The 15,339-nt window shown below is 71.9% G+C and carries 13 protein-coding genes; 8 read left to right on the forward strand and 5 right to left on the reverse strand.

Features of this window, described 5'->3' with window-relative positions:
- Positions 1 to 2 precede the first annotated feature (2 nt).
- The 7 genes from JIAGA_RS26615 to JIAGA_RS0100635 all read left to right on the forward strand — a co-directional run bounded on the left by JIAGA_RS26615 (position 3) and on the right by JIAGA_RS0100635 (position 7,709).
- On the forward strand, positions 3 to 1,103 hold the full coding sequence (locus JIAGA_RS26615) for a potassium channel family protein (protein WP_084469372.1): 1,101 nt from the start codon (positions 3 to 5) through the stop codon (positions 1,101 to 1,103).
- A gap of 12 nt (positions 1,104 to 1,115) precedes the next feature.
- On the forward strand, positions 1,116 to 2,093 hold the full coding sequence (locus tag JIAGA_RS0100610; RefSeq protein ID WP_026874177.1) for a zinc-binding dehydrogenase: 978 nt from the start codon (positions 1,116 to 1,118) through the stop codon (positions 2,091 to 2,093).
- Positions 2,094 to 2,178: 85 nt separating this feature from the next.
- The gene (locus tag JIAGA_RS0100615; protein ID WP_026874178.1) at positions 2,179 to 2,724 is read left to right on the forward strand and encodes an NUDIX hydrolase; all 546 of its coding nucleotides are present in this window, start codon (positions 2,179 to 2,181) and stop codon (positions 2,722 to 2,724) included.
- A gap of 160 nt (positions 2,725 to 2,884) precedes the next feature.
- Positions 2,885 to 3,490 (forward strand): PadR family transcriptional regulator, encoded by a 606-nt coding sequence (locus JIAGA_RS26620; RefSeq protein ID WP_051425510.1) that lies wholly within the window; start codon positions 2,885 to 2,887, stop codon positions 3,488 to 3,490.
- Positions 3,487 to 4,218, forward strand: a complete 732-nt coding sequence (locus JIAGA_RS0100625; protein ID WP_026874179.1) for an ABC transporter ATP-binding protein — start codon at positions 3,487 to 3,489, stop codon at positions 4,216 to 4,218. The genes JIAGA_RS26620 and JIAGA_RS0100625 overlap by 4 nt, the downstream gene beginning before the upstream one ends.
- Positions 4,215 to 6,932 (forward strand): ABC transporter permease, encoded by a 2,718-nt coding sequence (locus JIAGA_RS0100630; RefSeq protein ID WP_026874180.1) that lies wholly within the window; start codon positions 4,215 to 4,217, stop codon positions 6,930 to 6,932. Before JIAGA_RS0100625 ends, JIAGA_RS0100630 begins: the two co-directional genes overlap by 4 nt.
- Before the next feature lie 192 nt (positions 6,933 to 7,124).
- The gene (locus JIAGA_RS0100635) at positions 7,125 to 7,709 is read left to right on the forward strand and encodes a bacterial proteasome activator family protein (protein ID WP_026874181.1); all 585 of its coding nucleotides are present in this window, start codon (positions 7,125 to 7,127) and stop codon (positions 7,707 to 7,709) included.
- A 94-nt stretch (positions 7,710 to 7,803) separates the two neighbouring features.
- On the opposite strand, the gene JIAGA_RS0100640 is transcribed toward JIAGA_RS0100635, so the two are convergent.
- From JIAGA_RS0100640 to pheA, 4 genes are all read right to left on the reverse strand, one after another.
- On the reverse strand, positions 7,804 to 8,259 hold the full coding sequence (locus JIAGA_RS0100640) for a DUF6918 family protein (protein ID WP_026874182.1): 456 nt from the start codon (positions 8,257 to 8,259) through the stop codon (positions 7,804 to 7,806).
- Positions 8,260 to 8,441: 182 nt separating this feature from the next.
- Entirely contained in the window at positions 8,442 to 9,257 is an 816-nt protein-coding gene (locus JIAGA_RS0100645; protein WP_026874183.1) for an HAD-IIB family hydrolase, read from the reverse strand.
- Positions 9,254 to 10,516, reverse strand: coding sequence for a serine--tRNA ligase (serS, locus tag JIAGA_RS0100650; RefSeq protein WP_026874184.1), 1,263 nt, complete (start codon positions 10,514 to 10,516; stop codon positions 9,254 to 9,256). The genes JIAGA_RS0100645 and serS overlap by 4 nt, the downstream gene beginning before the upstream one ends.
- Positions 10,517 to 10,649: 133 nt before the next feature.
- Positions 10,650 to 11,585 (reverse strand): prephenate dehydratase, encoded by a 936-nt coding sequence (gene pheA, locus JIAGA_RS0100655; RefSeq protein WP_026874185.1) that lies wholly within the window; start codon positions 11,583 to 11,585, stop codon positions 10,650 to 10,652.
- An 84-nt stretch (positions 11,586 to 11,669) separates the two neighbouring features.
- On the opposite strand from pheA, the gene JIAGA_RS0100660 reads away from it, so the two are divergent.
- Entirely contained in the window at positions 11,670 to 14,030 is a 2,361-nt protein-coding gene (locus JIAGA_RS0100660; RefSeq protein ID WP_026874186.1) for a hypothetical protein, read from the forward strand.
- A gap of 519 nt (positions 14,031 to 14,549) precedes the next feature.
- Here JIAGA_RS0100660 and JIAGA_RS26625 read toward each other — a convergent pair.
- Positions 14,550 to 15,305, reverse strand: coding sequence for a glycosyltransferase family 2 protein (locus JIAGA_RS26625; protein WP_051426550.1), 756 nt, complete (start codon positions 15,303 to 15,305; stop codon positions 14,550 to 14,552).
- Between the last annotated feature and the right edge of the window lie 34 nt (positions 15,306 to 15,339).

Genomic DNA, 15,339 nt, shown 5'->3' on the forward strand with positions numbered 1-15,339 from the left:
CTGTGCAGACCAAGAGCGCTGTCCACCTGCCCGCGCCGGCGGAGGTCGTCGACCCGCTGCGGCAGTTCCTGACCCGCGTCGCGCTGGCCTTCGGCATTCTGCTGGCTACGGCGTTCATCGTCTGGCTCGACCGGGACGGCTACACCGACAACACCGACGGCAGCGTCAACCTGCTCGACGCGTTGTACTACACAACCGTCACGCTCTCCACCACCGGCTATGGCGACATCGCGCCGGTCACCGACAGCGCCCGGTTGCTCAACGTCATCCTGATCACGCCGATGCGGGTGATGTTCCTGATCATCCTGATCGGCACCACGCTGGAGACCCTGACCGCGCGGAGCCGCGAGCAGGTGCGGCTCAACCGCTGGAGGAAGAAGTTGCGCGACCACACCGTCGTCATCGGCTACGGCGTCAAGGGCCGCAGCGCGGTGGCCACCATGCTTGCGAACGAGGTGTCGCCGGACTCCCTCGTGGTGGTCGACCCCGACCCCGCCGCCATCGCCGAGGCGAACGAGACCGGCTTGGTGGCTGTCATGGGCGACGCGACCCGCACCGAGGTACTGCGCCGGGCCGGAGTGCCCACCGCCAGCCGCGTCATCATCACCACCGCACGCGACGATGCCACCGTGCTGGCCACGCTCACCTGCCGCCAGCTCAACAAGGACGCGAACATCGTGGTCGCGGTCCGTGAGGCCGACAACGTCGCGCTGGTGAGGCAGGGCGGCGCGAACGAGGTGGTCACGTCGTCCGACGCGGTGGGGCGCATCCTGGGCCTGGCCACCGTGAGCCCGGCGCTCGGCCACGTCCTGGAGGACCTCACGACCTCCGGTACCGGACTGGAGGTCGCCGAGCGGATGGTGACGCCGCGGGAGGAGGGCAAACAGCCCAAGCTGCTGTCCGACCTGGTCGTGGCGATCGTCCGCGACGGCGTCGAGTTGCCGTTCCACTCGCCGGCCATCGGGCACCTGGTCCGCGGTGACCGGCTCATCGTCGTCCGTGCCTCGGAAGAGCTCCCATGGGCCCGGCGCGAAGACATCCACCAGACCCCGGTGGAGGACGAAGCGGAGGACCCGGCGGACCGTCCGCCCGGCGGCGTGTGATCGGAGGATCGAGTGCGTGCGATGGTCATCACGGAAGCCGGCGGCCCTGACGTCTTGTCGTGGGCGGATGTGCCCGACCCGGTCTGCGGGCCCGGCGAGGTCGTCGTCGACATCACCGCGTCCGCCGTCAACCGCGCCGACATCCTGCAGCGCCAGGGGCACTACGCGCCGCCGCCGGGTGTACCGGCCTGGCCTGGCTTGGAGTGCAGCGGCGTCATCAGGGAGGTCGGTGCCGGCGTCTCCGGCTGGCGGGCCGGCGACGAGGTGTGCGCTCTGCTGGGTGGCGGCGGCTACGCCGAACGTGTCGCGGTGCCGGCCGGACAGCTGCTGCCGGTGCCGAGCGGGGTCGACCTGGTGACGGCGGCGGCGCTGCCGGAGGTCGTCTGCACGGTCTGGTCCAACCTGGTGATGGCCGCGGGACTCGGCCGGGACGACGTCCTGCTCGTGCACGGCGGCGCCAGCGGCATCGGCACGGCCGCCATCCAGATCGGTGTGGCACGGGGCGCCCGGGTGGCCGTGACCGCCGGGTCGGCCGACAAGCTGGCCAGGTGCGCTGAGCTCGGCGCGTCCATCCTGGTGAACTACCGCGAGGACGACTTCGTCGACGCCGTGCGCGCGGCCACCGGCGGCCGCGGCGCCGACATCGTGCTCGACATCGTCGGCGCGAAGTACCTGGCGCGGAATCTCGACGTGCTGGCCCCGGACGGCCGGCTGGTCGTCATCGGGCTGCAGGGCGGCCGGACCGCCGAGCTGGACCTGTCCGCGATGATGGCCAAGCGGCTGCAGGTCACCGGTTCCTTGCTGCGAAGCCGGTCGCCGGCCGGCAAGGCGGGCATCGTCGCCGAGGTGTGTGAGCACGTGTGGCCGCTGGTGGAGTCCGGCGCGGTGAAGCCGGTGGTCGACCGGGTGCTGCCGATGCCGGAAGCGGCGGCCGCGCACCGTGCGATCGAGGCCGGCGAGCATGTGGGGAAGGTTGTGCTCACCACCTGAGACGCCGTATTGACAGCCCCTTGCTGACTCAATGCGACGGAGATGGTCACAGGCCGGGCGGGAGCGTACCCTGACGAATGTGGTCATGTCGCTGGAGTCCGAAGTCGACCGTCCGGTCGTCCACCGCCGCACCGCGCGGGTCCTGCTCATCGAGCCCGGCGGCCGCGTGTTGCTGATCGAGGACAGCGATCCCTCCGCACCCGGCGCACCGACGTTCTGGATCACCCCTGGCGGCGGTGTCGACCCGGGCGAGACACTGCTGGCCGCGGCCATCCGTGAAGTGGCCGAGGAGACCGGGCTGCGGCTCGACTCGTCGGCGTTCCGCGGGCCGCTGGCCGAGCGCACCGTCGTGCACGCCTATTCCGACAAGGTCGCCGTCCAGTCCGAGACGTTCTTCATGGCGGCGGCGCCCGGGTCGCAGATCGATCCGGCCGGGCTCACCGAGGACGAGCGGCTGACGGTCGTCGGGCACCGCTGGTGGAGCCTGGAGGAACTGCGCCTCACCGACCGTCCGGTGTGGCCGGTCGGCCTGGTCGACCTCGTGGCGGCGGCCGAGACCCCCGCCGCCTGGCCGGTCGTGCTGAGCGTCGCCGAGGAGTCGACCGTCCCCACCAACCATTTCGCCCGCTGACCGTTCGCCGCCTCGAAAATGATCACGTTCGGCATGGGTCTTCCCGCCTCACCAGGGATGCTTGCCTGCTGACGCGGGAGGACGCCTGGGGGTGTGCGTCCGGCCCCGCACAGGACGCCTCCGGTTGACAGACCATACTGAGTATGCATACTTAGTATCCATGTCGATCCGTCACGGCCTCCTGGCCCTGCTCGAACGTTCCCCGATGTACGGCTACCAGCTACGGCACGAGTTCGAGCGGTCCACCGGGACGACGTGGCCATTGAACATCGGGCAGGTGTACACCACCCTCGCCCGGCTCGAACGCGACGGCATGGTCGAGCAGACCGGCGAGTCCGACGAGGACGGCAAGGTCGTCTACCGGCTCACCGACGCCGGCCACGCCGAGCTCACCGGCTGGTTCGCCACGCCCATCGCCGGCTCCGACCGGCCGCGGGACGAACTGGCCATCAAGGTGGCGCTCGCCGTCACCACGCCAGGCGTCGACGTCCGCGCCGTCTTGCAGACCCAGCGCACCGCGACCCTGCGGCACCTGCAGGAGCTGACCCGGCTCAAGGCCATGGCCGACGACACCGACGACACGGTCTGGTTGCTCGTGCTCGACTCCATGGTGTTCCGCGCGGAGGCCGAGGTGCGCTGGCTCGATCACTCCGAGACCCGGCTGGCCCGGCTCGCTCCCCGCCCGGCCAGCTCGGCGCCGTCGCACCCGCTGCCGCGGGACGTCGCCGGCCCCGTCTCCGTCGACGACGAGTCGGTGTCCCGGTGAGCGCCGACGTCGTGCTCGAACTGCGAGCAGTGAGCCGATCGCACGGCGACGGCGCCACCGAGGTGCACGCGTTGCGAGCCGTCAGTCTCCAACTGCGCGCCGGTGAGCTGGTGGCCGTCATGGGCCCGTCCGGATCGGGCAAGAGCACGCTGCTGCTCCTGGCCGGCGGACTCGACCAGCCGACCGACGGCGCCGTGCTGGTCGAGGGAACCGACCTGTCCACGCTGAACCGCACGCAGCAGGCCGCCATCCGCCGCACCAGCCTCGGCTACGTCTTCCAGGACCTCAACCTCATCCCGGCGCTGACGGCGGCCGAGAACGTCGCACTGCCCCGTGAACTCGACGGCGTGCGCACCCGGACCGCCCGTGCCGAGGCGTTGGCGGCGCTCGACGAGATCGGTGTCGGCGAGCTCGCCGACCGGTTCCCCGACGAGATGTCCGGTGGTCAGCAGCAACGGGTCGCCATCGCCCGCGCGCTGGTCGGACCCCGCCGGCTGGTGCTGGCCGACGAGCCCACCGGAGCGCTCGACTCGCACACCGGCGACGAGGTCCTACGCGTCCTACGCAGTCGATGCGACGGCGGCGCCTCCGGTCTGCTGGTGACGCACGAGGCCCGGCACGCCGCGTGGGCCGACCGCGTGGTCTTCCTCCGTGACGGCGCCATGGTCGACGACACCGGCGTCGCACCTCAGCCCGAGGTCCTGCTCGGCTCGGACGGTGGGGCATGAGCGTGCGGGGACGCGGGTGGCGACCCGCGCTGCGCATCGCCCGTCGCCAGGTCCGTCGCAACCTGGGCCGGTCGGTGCTCGTCGCCGCCCTGGTGGGTCTCCCGGTAGCGGGCGCGACCATCGTCGAGGTCCTGGTCCGCACCGTCGATGCGCCGGAGCGTTGGACGCATCAGCAGATCGGCGACGCCGACGCGGCCATCGAGGTCTCCGCCTGGTTCGAACTACCCATGCAAACCGAGCGCGACGTGCTGGTCGGCTGGGTGCCGGGGGTCACGGAGGAGATCGATCCGCAGCGCGACCCGCGCGCCGTCGATGTCGCGGAGCTGCTGCCGGCCGGCACGGTGCTCGTGCCTCAGGCCCAGACCTACAGCACCGGGGTCAGCTACGACGATCTCACTGTCCGCAGTGAGCTCCAGGTCGCGGTCTTCGATGCGGACCTCACCGACCACGTGGTCCGGCTGGAAGGTGGGCGGTGGCCCGAGTCCGGCGACGAGGTCATGGTGTCGACGGCGCTCGCCGAACGGCTGGACCTGACCGACGACGACGGCGTCCTGCCCGCCGCCACCCTGACGTTCCCGGACGGGCCCGAGGTCCGGGTGACCGGGACCGCGATCGACCCGTTCGGGCTCGACGAGGAGAAGGTCGTGGCCGCGCCTGGGTCACAGGCCGCGACCTTCGCCCAGGCCACGCTCGATGGCTCGCAGGAGTCGCGCGGCACGATGCCCGGTAACGTCACCTACCTGGCCGACCTGCCGGCGGGCGTCGACGCGATGGACCTGGTGATGCCGCTGGCCGGCGAGGGTGTCCGGGTGGCTCCGCGCGACGTCCTGCTCAACCCGGATGACTACATGCCGGACAGCTATACCGTGACGTCGGCCTCGTCGGCCAGCACTGCCGCACTGGTGGCGCTGGTGGTAGGGCTCGGGCTGCTGGAGGTGGTGCTGCTCGCCGGGGCGGCGTTCGCCGTCGGTGCCCGGCGCCAGGTCCGCGACCTGGGGCTGATGGCCGCCGCCGGCGCCACCGCGAACCAGGTCCGCAGGACGGTCCTCGCCCAGGGCATCGTGCTGGGTGGTCTGGGTGCGGCCATGGGCGTCGTGGCGGGCGCGGCCATCGTGGTCGGAGGCCGGCCCGTCTGGGAACGGATCGTCGGTGAGTTCATCGAGAGCTGGCACTTCAACTGGGTGGTGATCGCAGTCGCCGCCGGCGTCGGCGTACTGTCCGGTCTCGCCGCGGCCGTCGTTCCCGCCCGGGGCGCCGCTCGGATGAGGCCGGTCGACGCGCTGGCCCGGCGCTTCCGCACCTCCCGCATCGCGGCCAGGTTGCCCGTGGTCGGTCTTGTGCTGATCCTGGTCGGCGGAAGTGGTGCGCTCCTGGCCAGCCGGATGCTGGCCGGCGGGCTGAGGGAGTACGGCGAAGCCCTGCAACGGCTGGCCGGTACCGGCGTGTCCGTCGAGGCGCCGAACTCGGCGGCCTACGTCATCGCGCAGCTCGCCGGTGCCGTGCTCGTCATCACCGGCCTGCTGATCAGCCTGCCCGGCCTGATCTCGGTGCTGGCCCGCGGCGCGCACCGCTTGGGCATCTCGCCGCGGATGGCGTTGCGCGACGCGGCTCGGCACCGGCACCGCACCGCGCCCGCAGTGGCCGCCATCGTCATCGTGGTGGCCGGTTCGACGGGGATGGCGTTCGGCCTGGGCGGTACCCAGCGAGCCGACGAGCTTCGTTACGTCCCGGCGGTTCCCGACGACGTCATGTACGTCGAGCCCAACGGGTTGAGCGACGCTGACATCGAACGGACGACCGAGGCGGCGGTACAGATCGCACTCGATGTCCTGCCGGATGCCCGGACCGTCGAGTCGCGCGACACCGCGCACGGTGTCGTCTACCCAGGGCCGGCCGATGCCTCGGCGGCCGGCTGTCCGGAGTGTGTGGTCCACGGGTCACTGGGTCTGGCGGTCGCCGACGCCGACGTCATGGAACTGGCGGCCGGGCGGGCTCCGTCGCAGGCAGAACTGGATGCCGTCGCCGCCGGCCAGGTGGTGGTCTACAACGAGTCGTACGTGGACGCCGACGGCAACGCCGTGATCGAGGTGTACAGCGACGACCTGGAGCCCACACGCCTCGTACTGCCCGGTCATGCGGTCACCGGTGGCGGCACCTACGAGCGGCTACCCGGCGCGTTCGCATCCGCCGAAACACTGGCGGCGGCGGACATCCTCGTCGAGGGGACATCGACGTATGTGGTGCACGGCGACGCCGGCCAGGACCAAGTCGACGAGACCATGATCGCGGCGGAGGCGGCGGGCGCACGGCTCGTCGTCGCGGAACCGCCGGAGCAGGGTGGCCACCCCGCCGCGCTGGGGCTGACGGTGGCCTCCGGGTTCGTCACCCTGGTCGGCGTGGCCATCGCCGTGTCGCTGGCGGCGGCCGAGGGTCGCGCCGACCTGGCAACGCTCGCCGCGGTCGGTGCCCCGCCCCGCCGCCGTCGCAGCCTGGCCGGCGCGCAGGCGTTCGTCGTCGGCGGCATCGGGGTGGTGCTCGGCTCGGGGCTGGGGGTCTATTTCGCGTACCTGGCGTGGCCGGCCCTGGGTCTACCCCATTTCGTCTGGTCCTGGGAGACGCTCGTGGTCACCGGGGTCGTGGTGCCGGTCCTGGCCGTGCTCGTCGCGGTGGCCTGCACCCCGAGCCGGTTGCCGATGGCGCGGAGGCTGGAATGAGCGACATCGTTGTGCGCCGCGCCCGGCAGGTAGCGCGGCGGCGGACCCTGCAGGTCTTGGCGCTGCGACGCGCGGAAGCCGCCTCCCGGCCCGAGGGGCGGCGACCACCACGACGGCCGTCCGGACGGTCCGGCGGAGGCTGATCTCGACCCGGGTGCCGTGAGACGGGCTCCGAGGGGTGAAGATGGTCCCATGACAGAGCCGAACGAGAACACCGAACGCCGAGAGTCCGCCAACGGTGGCGAGCAGCGCGTCGTGGTGGTCGGGCCTGAGGGCATGGCTGTCGAGGGTCCCACGGGCGACCAGGACGAACAACGCTCGCTCACCGACCTGGTCGAGCAGCCCGCGAAAGTCATGCGCATCGGCAGCATGATCAAGCAGCTGCTGGACGAGGTGAAGGCCGCTCCGTTGGACGAGGCGAGCCGGCGCCGGCTGGGCGAGATCCACCGCGCCTCGCTCGACGAGCTGGAGGACGGGCTGGCGCCGGAGCTCGTCGACGAGCTCGAGCGTCTCGCGTTGCCGTTCGGCGACGACACCGTCCCCACCGACGCGGAACTGCGGGTGGCGCAGGCGCAGCTGGTCGGCTGGCTGGAGGGCCTGTTCCACGGCATCCAGACCACGCTGTTCGCTCAGCAGATGGCGGCGCGGGCACAGCTGGAGCAGATGCGCCGGGCACTCCCGCCGGGGGTGCAGATGGCTCCGGGCCAGATGCCCGGTGCTGGTGGGCCGGCCGAGCAGCCGGACGACCGCGAGCGCGGCAGCGGCATGTACCTCTGACAGTCGCGGCCGGGTGGCGCGCCTGACCGAGCGGCTCGGCGACGACGGTCGCGAGCCGGCTCGGTCAGGTGGCTGAGATCATCCGGGGTGACCGTCAGGCGGTGGCGCGGGCGTGGCTCTCGATGACGGTGGCCAGCCGCGGCAGCGCCTCCTCGACGTGCTTCTGCCCTTGCGGGCGCAGCTTGCTGTAGACCTTCTTGACGCTGTCGCGCTGCGACGCCGCGGCGCGGGCGTCGGTAACACCGAGCAGCGCGTCGGCGACCTCGGCGCGCCGGCCCTCGAAGTAGTCGGCCAGCGAACCGCCGCCGGTGGCCTGGAAGTCGGCGTAGAACGGCTCGGCGCGCTCGACGAAGGAGTCGAGCATGCTGTCGATGGCCTCGGGGACGAAGCTCGCGTTGATCTTCTTCAGGACCGCGTAACCCCCCTTGACCGCCATACCGGAGACGCCGCTCTTGTCCGAGACCTCGGCGTCGACGAGCTGGTGGAGGTCCTTCACGACGGCCGGCCGGCGGCTGGGGTCGAGGAGGATCTCGCGGAGAGTGTCAGCCATGTGGATGTGCCCTTCACTATTGAAATGATCATGCTCTGGTGCCGTGCTCCGCCACTGTAGAACACGAAGATCGAGCGAGCGAAAAGCGGCTTTGGTCGCGCTTGTCGGTGCACGCTACGGGCGGTCGAAGAGACAACGCCCGGCCGTCGGCCACCGGTTCCGCCGAGCGCCACGCGGCATGATCATTCCGATGCGGCGAAGTGGGTGTCCAGGAGGGCGGCGAGGCCGTCGTCCTCGACATCGCCGCAGACCTCGTCGGCCGCAGCCTTGACGTCGTCGGGAGCCTGGCCCATCGCCACGCCGAGCCGGGCCCAGCGCAGCATCTCGAGGTCGTTGTGGCCGTCGCCGACCGCCATGGCGTCGGCAGCGGACAGGCCCAGGTGCGACGCCACCAGGCTCAGTCCGGACGCCTTCGAGACACCTTCGGGCATGATGTCCAGCCAGGCGGTGTAGCCGATGGCGTAGTCGACACTGGGCAGGCCGGAGTCGCGGGCGATCTCGCGCAGCCGCTCGCGGTCGCCGTTGGGCCACCTCACCACCAGGCGGGTGACCGGCCGGGCGATCAGTTCGTCGTGCTCGACCACGACGACCTCACCGTCGAGGTCGCCGGTGGGGAACTCACCGGTGACGCGGTATCCGCGGCCGAGTTCCTCGACCGCCAGGACGGCGTCCGGGATCTGCTCGGTGAAGTACCGCACCGGGTCGCTGACGTCGAACGTGACGACGTCGGCCGGCGTGCGGGTGGCGACGTCGACCACCACGGCACCGTTCGAACAGACCGCGTATCCGTCCTTCAACCCGAGGTGGTCGAAGAGCGCCACCGTGGAGTGCAGCGACCGGCCGGTTGCGATGACGATGTGCGAGCCGGCGTCGCGGACCCGCCGCACCGCGTCGGCCACCGCCGGGCGCGGCGGGTCGTGGAACTCCGCGTACGTGACCAGGGTGCCGTCGACGTCCAGCGCGACGAGTCCTGGCCGCCAGCCGTTTCCGGCCGTCACCGGGTGACCGGTTCGAGGACGTCGCGGCCACCGAGGTAAGGACGCAGGGCGGCGGGAACACGCACCGAGCCGTCGGGCTGCTGGTGGTTCTCGAGGATGGCCACGATCCACCGGGTGGTACCGAGGGTGCCGTTCAGGGTGGCCACCGGGCGGGTGCCGGTGTCGGTGCGTTCCCGTACCCCCAGCCGGCGGGCCTGGAACGTCGTGCAGTTGGACGTGGACGACAGCTCCAGCCAGCGCGACTGCGACGGCAGCCAGGCCTCGCAGTCGAACTTGCGCGCGGCGCTGGACCCGAGGTCGCCGGCGGCGACGTCGATCACGCGGTACGGAACCTCGATGGCGGCCAGCATCTGCTCCTCCCAACCCAGCAGACGCGCGTGCTCGTCGGCCGCGTCCTCCTGCCGGCAATAGGAGAACATCTCCACCTTCTGGAACTGGTGAACGCGGATGATCCCGCGGGTGTCCTTTCCGTAAGAACCCGCCTCGCGCCGGTAGCAGGCCGACCAGCCGGCGTAACGCAGCGGCCCGTCGGACAGATCGACGATCTCGTCCGAGTGGTATCCGGCCAACGCGACCTCGCTGGTGCCGACGAGGTAGAGGTCGTCGGCCTCCAGGCGGTAGACCTCGTCGGCGTGCGCGCCGAGGAAGCCGGTACCGCGCATGACCTCGGGCCGGACCAGCGTCGGCGTGATGACCGGCGTGAACCCGGCCGCGGCCGCCGTGCTCATGGCCAGGTTGAGGATGCCGAGTTCCAGCTGCGCGCCGACGCCGGTGAGGAAGTAGAACCGGGCACCGGACACCTTCGCGCCGCGCTCGGTGTCGATGGCGCGCAGCCCCTCCCCCAATTCCAGGTGGTCGCGGACGGTCTCCAGCGACGGCTTCTCACCGACCTCGCGCAGCACGACGTAGTCGTCCTCGCCGCCGGCGGGCACACCGTCGAGAACGAGGTTGGACGGCACCAGCGACAGCTCGTCGAGCTGCTGCTGCGCCGCGGCGGCTGCGGCCTCGGCGGCCTTCACGGCGGCGGACAGCTCGCGGGTTTTGGCCAGCAGTGCCTGCTTCTCGTCACCGGACGCCTGCGGGATCAGCTTGCCGAGGCTCTTCTGCTCCGCACGCAGCCGCTCGAACTCGCTCAGCGAGGAGCGCCGGGACTCGTCGGCGGCGAACAGCTGGTCGACGACGTCGACGCTTTCGCCGCGGGCGCGTTGCGAGGCACGGACACGGTCGGGATCCTCACGGATCAGGCGCAGATCTAGCACGCCCCTGAGGGTATCCGCCGGGCAGCTGCGAGCGCTCGCCGGTTTCCGCCACTACCAGGCGTCCTCCCGCTTCAGCAGGCAAGCATTCCTGGTGGAGCGGGAACACCCATGCCGAGCGTGATCATTTCCGGGGTCAGCCGCGCAGGTGGTCCAGCCAGGATGCGGCGTCGGCGAAGTCCGCGTTGGAGGTTCCGGGCCGGACCGGCGGCCGGATACCGTCGGCGCGCGGGTACGACCCGAGGAAGCGCACCGTGCCACAGACCCGCTTCAGCCCCATCATCGCCTCACCGACCCGGGCGTCGGCCACGTGACCCTCGACGTCGATGGCGAAGCAGTAGCGGCCCATGCCGTTGCCGGTGGGCCGTGACTCGATGCGGGTGAGGTTGACGCCCCGGGTGGCGAACTGCTCGAGGATCTCCAGCAGCGCGCCGGGGTGGTCGTCGCGGATGAAGGCCACCAGTGTGGTCTTGTCCGAGCCGGTCGGGCGGGCCGGCTTGCCCGGCGCTGTGACGAGCACGAAGCGGGTGACCGCGTCGGAATCCTCGCCGATGTCGGATGCCAGCGCGGTGAGGCCGTAACGTTCACCCGCCAGCGGCGCGGCGATGGCGGCGTCGTAGGGCGCTCCGTCCGGGCCGGGGGTGCGTGCGGCGACCGCCGAGGCGGCGGCGGCCGTGGACGGGCCTAGCGAGATCGTGGCCTCCGGCAGCTTGGCGCTGACCCATGCCCGGCACTGTGCCTCGGCCACCGGGTGGGTGAGGATGCGGCGGACCTCGGCGAGGTCGAGGCCGGGCCGTGCCAGCAGGGTGAACGTCACCGGCAGCAGGACCTCGGCGGTGATGGAGACCGGCTCACCGCGGATCAGCTCGTCCAGGGTGGCGTTGACCGAGCCCTCCACCGAGTTCTCGACCGGGACGACGGCCCCGGTGACCTCGCCGGCGCGGGCGGCGTTGATGGCCGCGTGCACGCTCGGGAAGGGCTCGAGCTCCGCACCGGCCAGCGCGGGGAAACGCAGCGCGGCTGCCTCGGTGAACGTCGCCTCCGGCCCCAGGTAGGCGTAGCGGTGGGTCATTCCAGCAGCCTAGTGTGTCGACCTGGCCACAATTCATGCCGTCGGCGCTTGTCGATCCGGCCGGTGCGGATACGGTCAACCTTGATGGACGCAGATCACACCGGCCGCATTGCAACGCTCGGCGCCACCAGCCGGCGCGGAGCGCTCGCGGTTCGGGCTCGTCTGGTCGGCGCCTTGGTCGCCGGGCTGGCGGTGCTGCCGCTGCTGCTGGCCGGCGCGGCCGCACCGGCCACGGCCTCGATGGCGCCGGAGACCCCGGCAGCCACGCCCGCGTCCACGCCAGGTGACCCAACGCCGGCCGCCGCGGTCGACCAGCCGAACGTCGTGTTCCTCGGCATCGCAGGACTGTCCTGGCCCGATGTCACCGCCGCAGACACCCCCACGCTCTACGAGATGGCCGGATCCGACGCCGCCGGCTCGCTCACCGTGCGCACTGTCCGCCCGCGCACCTGCGTCATCGACGGCTGGCTGACGGTCAACTCCGGCCGGCGCTCCACCGACCTCATGGACACCGACGCCGACGGCGAGGGCGACCGGTTCTGCCGGCAGGTCCCCGACCCGCAGCCCGACGGAGCCGGCGGCGCCACGGTGCCGGGATGGGAGGCCCTGGCCCAGCAGCAGGACGACAACTCCTACAACGCGCAGATCGGGCTGCTGGGCGACCGGCTCGCCGAGGCCGGCATCTGCGCCACCGCCATCGGCCCCGGCGCCGGCATGGCGCTGGCCACCTCGACCGGCCATCTCGCGTCGTACCTGCCGTTCTCCAGCGAGATCGACCGCCAGCTGCTGAGCCGGTGTCCGGTCACCGTCATCGACCTGGGCGGCCTGCCGCCCCCGGCTCCGGCCGGCAGCGACGAGGCCACCGTCGAGGCCGCGTTGGAGACCCGTCGGCAGGTCGCGGCCGGCGTCGACCAGCTGGTGGCGCGCGTCCTCGACGAACTCCCTCCCGACACCGCGCTGATGATCGCCGGGCTGTCCGACAGCGCGCCGACGGCCGTCCCGCTGCCCGACGAGCCGACCCCCGTCCCGCCGGCCGGCCTGCGCGCGGCGTTCGCCACCGGGCCGGTGCCCGAAGGCGACGGTACATTCGGCGCGAACTGGCTGACGTCGTCGTCGACGCGGTGGTCCGGGCTGGTGCAGCTGACCGACGTCGCGCCCACCCTGCTCACGTACGCCGGCGTGGAGGATCCTGCCCGCGACGTCGCCGGCCGGCACTGGGGCCCAGGGGACCCGCATCCCGGCACGGCGGCGGGCACGGTCTCCGAACTGAACGGCGTCGACCGGGCCGCGCAGATCTACCGGGTGCAGTCCGGACCGTTCTTCCAGGTGCTGGGCATCGTGCAGGTCATCGTGTTCGCCGCCGCGATGCTGGCGCTGCGCCGGCGCTCCTCCTATGGGTCGACGGTCCTGCGGGTGGTGCAGGTGGTCGCGGTCGCTGCCGCGGCCGCTCCCGTGGCGTCCTACCTGGCCAACATCACCCGCTGGTGGAAGTACGACCAGCCGAACCTCGTGCTGTGGACGGCCATCGTGGTGTCCACGATGGCCCTGACCGTCGTGGCTCTCGCCGGGCCGTGGCGGAAGCGCGCCTACGGTCCCCCGGGCGTCGTCGCCGGTGTCACCGCCACCGTGCTGGCCGCTGACGTCGCCAGCGGGTCGACCCTGCAACAGTCCAGCCTGCTGGGGCTGTCGCCGCTCGTGGCTGGGCGCTTCTACGGCTTCGGCAATATCCCGTTCGCCATCTTCGTGGTGGCCAGCCTGGTCGCCGCCGCCGCACTGGGCCAGTACCTCATCGACAGCGGGCGGTCGCGCCGGTTCGCCGCCACCGCCGTCGGCCTCATCGGACTGATCGCGGTGGTCGTCGACGGCGCCCCGCAGGCCGGCGCCGACGTCGGCGGCATCCTGGCGGCCATCCCCGGGTTCGCCGTGCTCGTACTGGGCACGCTGGGCGCCCGGGTCACGGTGGCCCGGGTAGCGCTGGCCGGGCTCGGCGCGGCGGTGCTGTTCGGGCTGTTCGCGTTCGCCGACTGGTTGCGGCCGGCCGGTTCCCGCACCCACTTCGGCACGTTCTTCGACGACGTGCTGACCGGCGACGCGCTCACCGTCATCCTGCGTAAGGCCGAGGCGTCCATCGGCACGCTGGAGCGCTGGCCGATCTACGGCCTGCTGGTGCCGTTGGCGTACGTCCTCATTCTGTGGCTGACCCGCCCCGGCGGGGTGGCCGCCATGACGGCGACGCTGCGGCACTTCTCGCTGATGCGGTACATGGTGTGGTCGGCGCTGCTCGCCGGGGCGGCCGGCTTCGCGGCCAACGACTCCGGCATCATCATCCCGGCGCTCCTGCTGACGGCCGGCGTCCCGCTGGGGGTGGCCGCGGTGGCGGCGGCGCAGCGACTGTCTCCGGTGCCGGCGCGCGACGACGCCGACCTGGTCGCCCCGACCCGCTGATCATCAACGATTCCCGAGCCGGTGGACAGGCTCTCGTGGGCTTGCAACGAGCAGCTGGTTGAGCCGCTGGACTGGAGACCGGGTGGTGTTCTCGTAGTGGCCGCGCGGCCACGGGCTGTGGGGTCGCGGCGGGCCTTTGCAATGCACACCTATACGCAACACCGCTGGCTCAGCCTGGCACGGCCGCTCTGCCGGCAACACTCCGCCCGTGAGCCGGGGCGTCGGCGTGCGCCGGTTGGGCGATCCACCGGGCCCGGCGGTCCGACCCTCGACGGGCGCGGCTTTGGCGGGTGGTTTGGTGGCGTTCTGGGCCCACCAGACCACCCGCCATCGTCATCGGAAGGTCGCCGCGCGCCTTGCCCAGGCTGGGCGCGAATCGGCCGGACGGTGTGCCGGGCCCGCAGGTGTTGCGTATAGGTGTGCATTGCAAAGGCGCCGGCACCGAACGGAAGACCCGGTGATCATCAACGGTGTCCGGCGCCATACAAGCCCCCGAACCGTTTATGCTCACGGCTGCGCTCAGCGGGTGCGGAACCGCGCCGGCGCCGCCGGCCGGATCCCTCGCGTCACCAGCGCCCTCATGACGTGCGCATACTGCTTGCCACGGTGGACCTGAGCCTTGAGGTCGGTGCCGGTGACGCGGTGATGGAACTCCACGTCCACCTCGGTCACCCGGAAGCCCTGCCGCAGCAGGTCGATGGTGAGGCCCGTTTCGACGCCGAACCCCTGCGCCAGCGGGAGTGCCGCCTCGAACGCGGCGCGGGTGAGGCAGCGCTGGCCGGACAGCGGCTGGGTGGCGGTCCAGCCGGTGGCGCGCTCGATGCCCGTGCGCGCGAGGTCGACCACCAGCCCGCGGCCGCCACCCTCGGTGCGCTGTGCCGGCAGGATGCCGATGGTCATGTCGGCCTCGTCGGCGAGGATCGGCTCGACCAGGGGCTGCGCGCCGGCGGCCGTGTCCTCCAGGTCGGCGTCCAGGAACAGCAGCGCCCGGGGTCCAGTGCGGGACGACTCCCTCGACTCGATGGCGCTCAGCGCGGTAGCGCCGGTTTCCATCGCGGCCGCCTTGCCCCGGTTGCGCGCGTGCCCGACGACGACGGCGCCGGCGGCCTGTGCCGTCGCCGTCGTGCGGTCGGTGGAGCCGTCGTCGACCACGATGACGACGTCGACGCCCGGGATCCCGCGGGTGGCCTGCACCGTGGCCGCGATCCGGTCCTGTTCGTCCTTGGCGGGGATGATCGCGGCGACACCGTCCACGCGACGCTCCAGGTTCGTCATGCCCGCCAGCTTAGAGACCACGCGGCGGGTCGGC

It is taken from the genome of Jiangella gansuensis DSM 44835, from assembly GCF_000515395.1.
GTDB classification, from domain to species: Bacteria; Actinomycetota; Actinomycetes; order Jiangellales; family Jiangellaceae; genus Jiangella; species Jiangella gansuensis.

Coding starts and splice junctions, on each gene's coding strand:
- JIAGA_RS26625 (WP_051426550.1), bottom strand. CDS start 15,305: ATGACGAACCTGGAGCGTCGCGTGGACGGTGTCGCCGCGATCATCCCC.
- JIAGA_RS26620 (WP_051425510.1), top strand. CDS start 2,885: ATGTCGATCCGTCACGGCCTCCTGGCCCTGCTCGAACGTTCCCCGATG.
- JIAGA_RS0100615 (WP_026874178.1), top strand. CDS start 2,179: ATGTCGCTGGAGTCCGAAGTCGACCGTCCGGTCGTCCACCGCCGCACC.
- JIAGA_RS0100640 (WP_026874182.1), bottom strand. CDS start 8,259: ATGGCTGACACTCTCCGCGAGATCCTCCTCGACCCCAGCCGCCGGCCG.
- JIAGA_RS0100635 (WP_026874181.1), top strand. CDS start 7,125: ATGACAGAGCCGAACGAGAACACCGAACGCCGAGAGTCCGCCAACGGT.
- pheA (WP_026874185.1), bottom strand. CDS start 11,585: ATGACCCACCGCTACGCCTACCTGGGGCCGGAGGCGACGTTCACCGAG.
- JIAGA_RS0100660 (WP_026874186.1), top strand. CDS start 11,670: ATGGACGCAGATCACACCGGCCGCATTGCAACGCTCGGCGCCACCAGC.
- JIAGA_RS0100630 (WP_026874180.1), top strand. CDS start 4,215: ATGAGCGTGCGGGGACGCGGGTGGCGACCCGCGCTGCGCATCGCCCGT.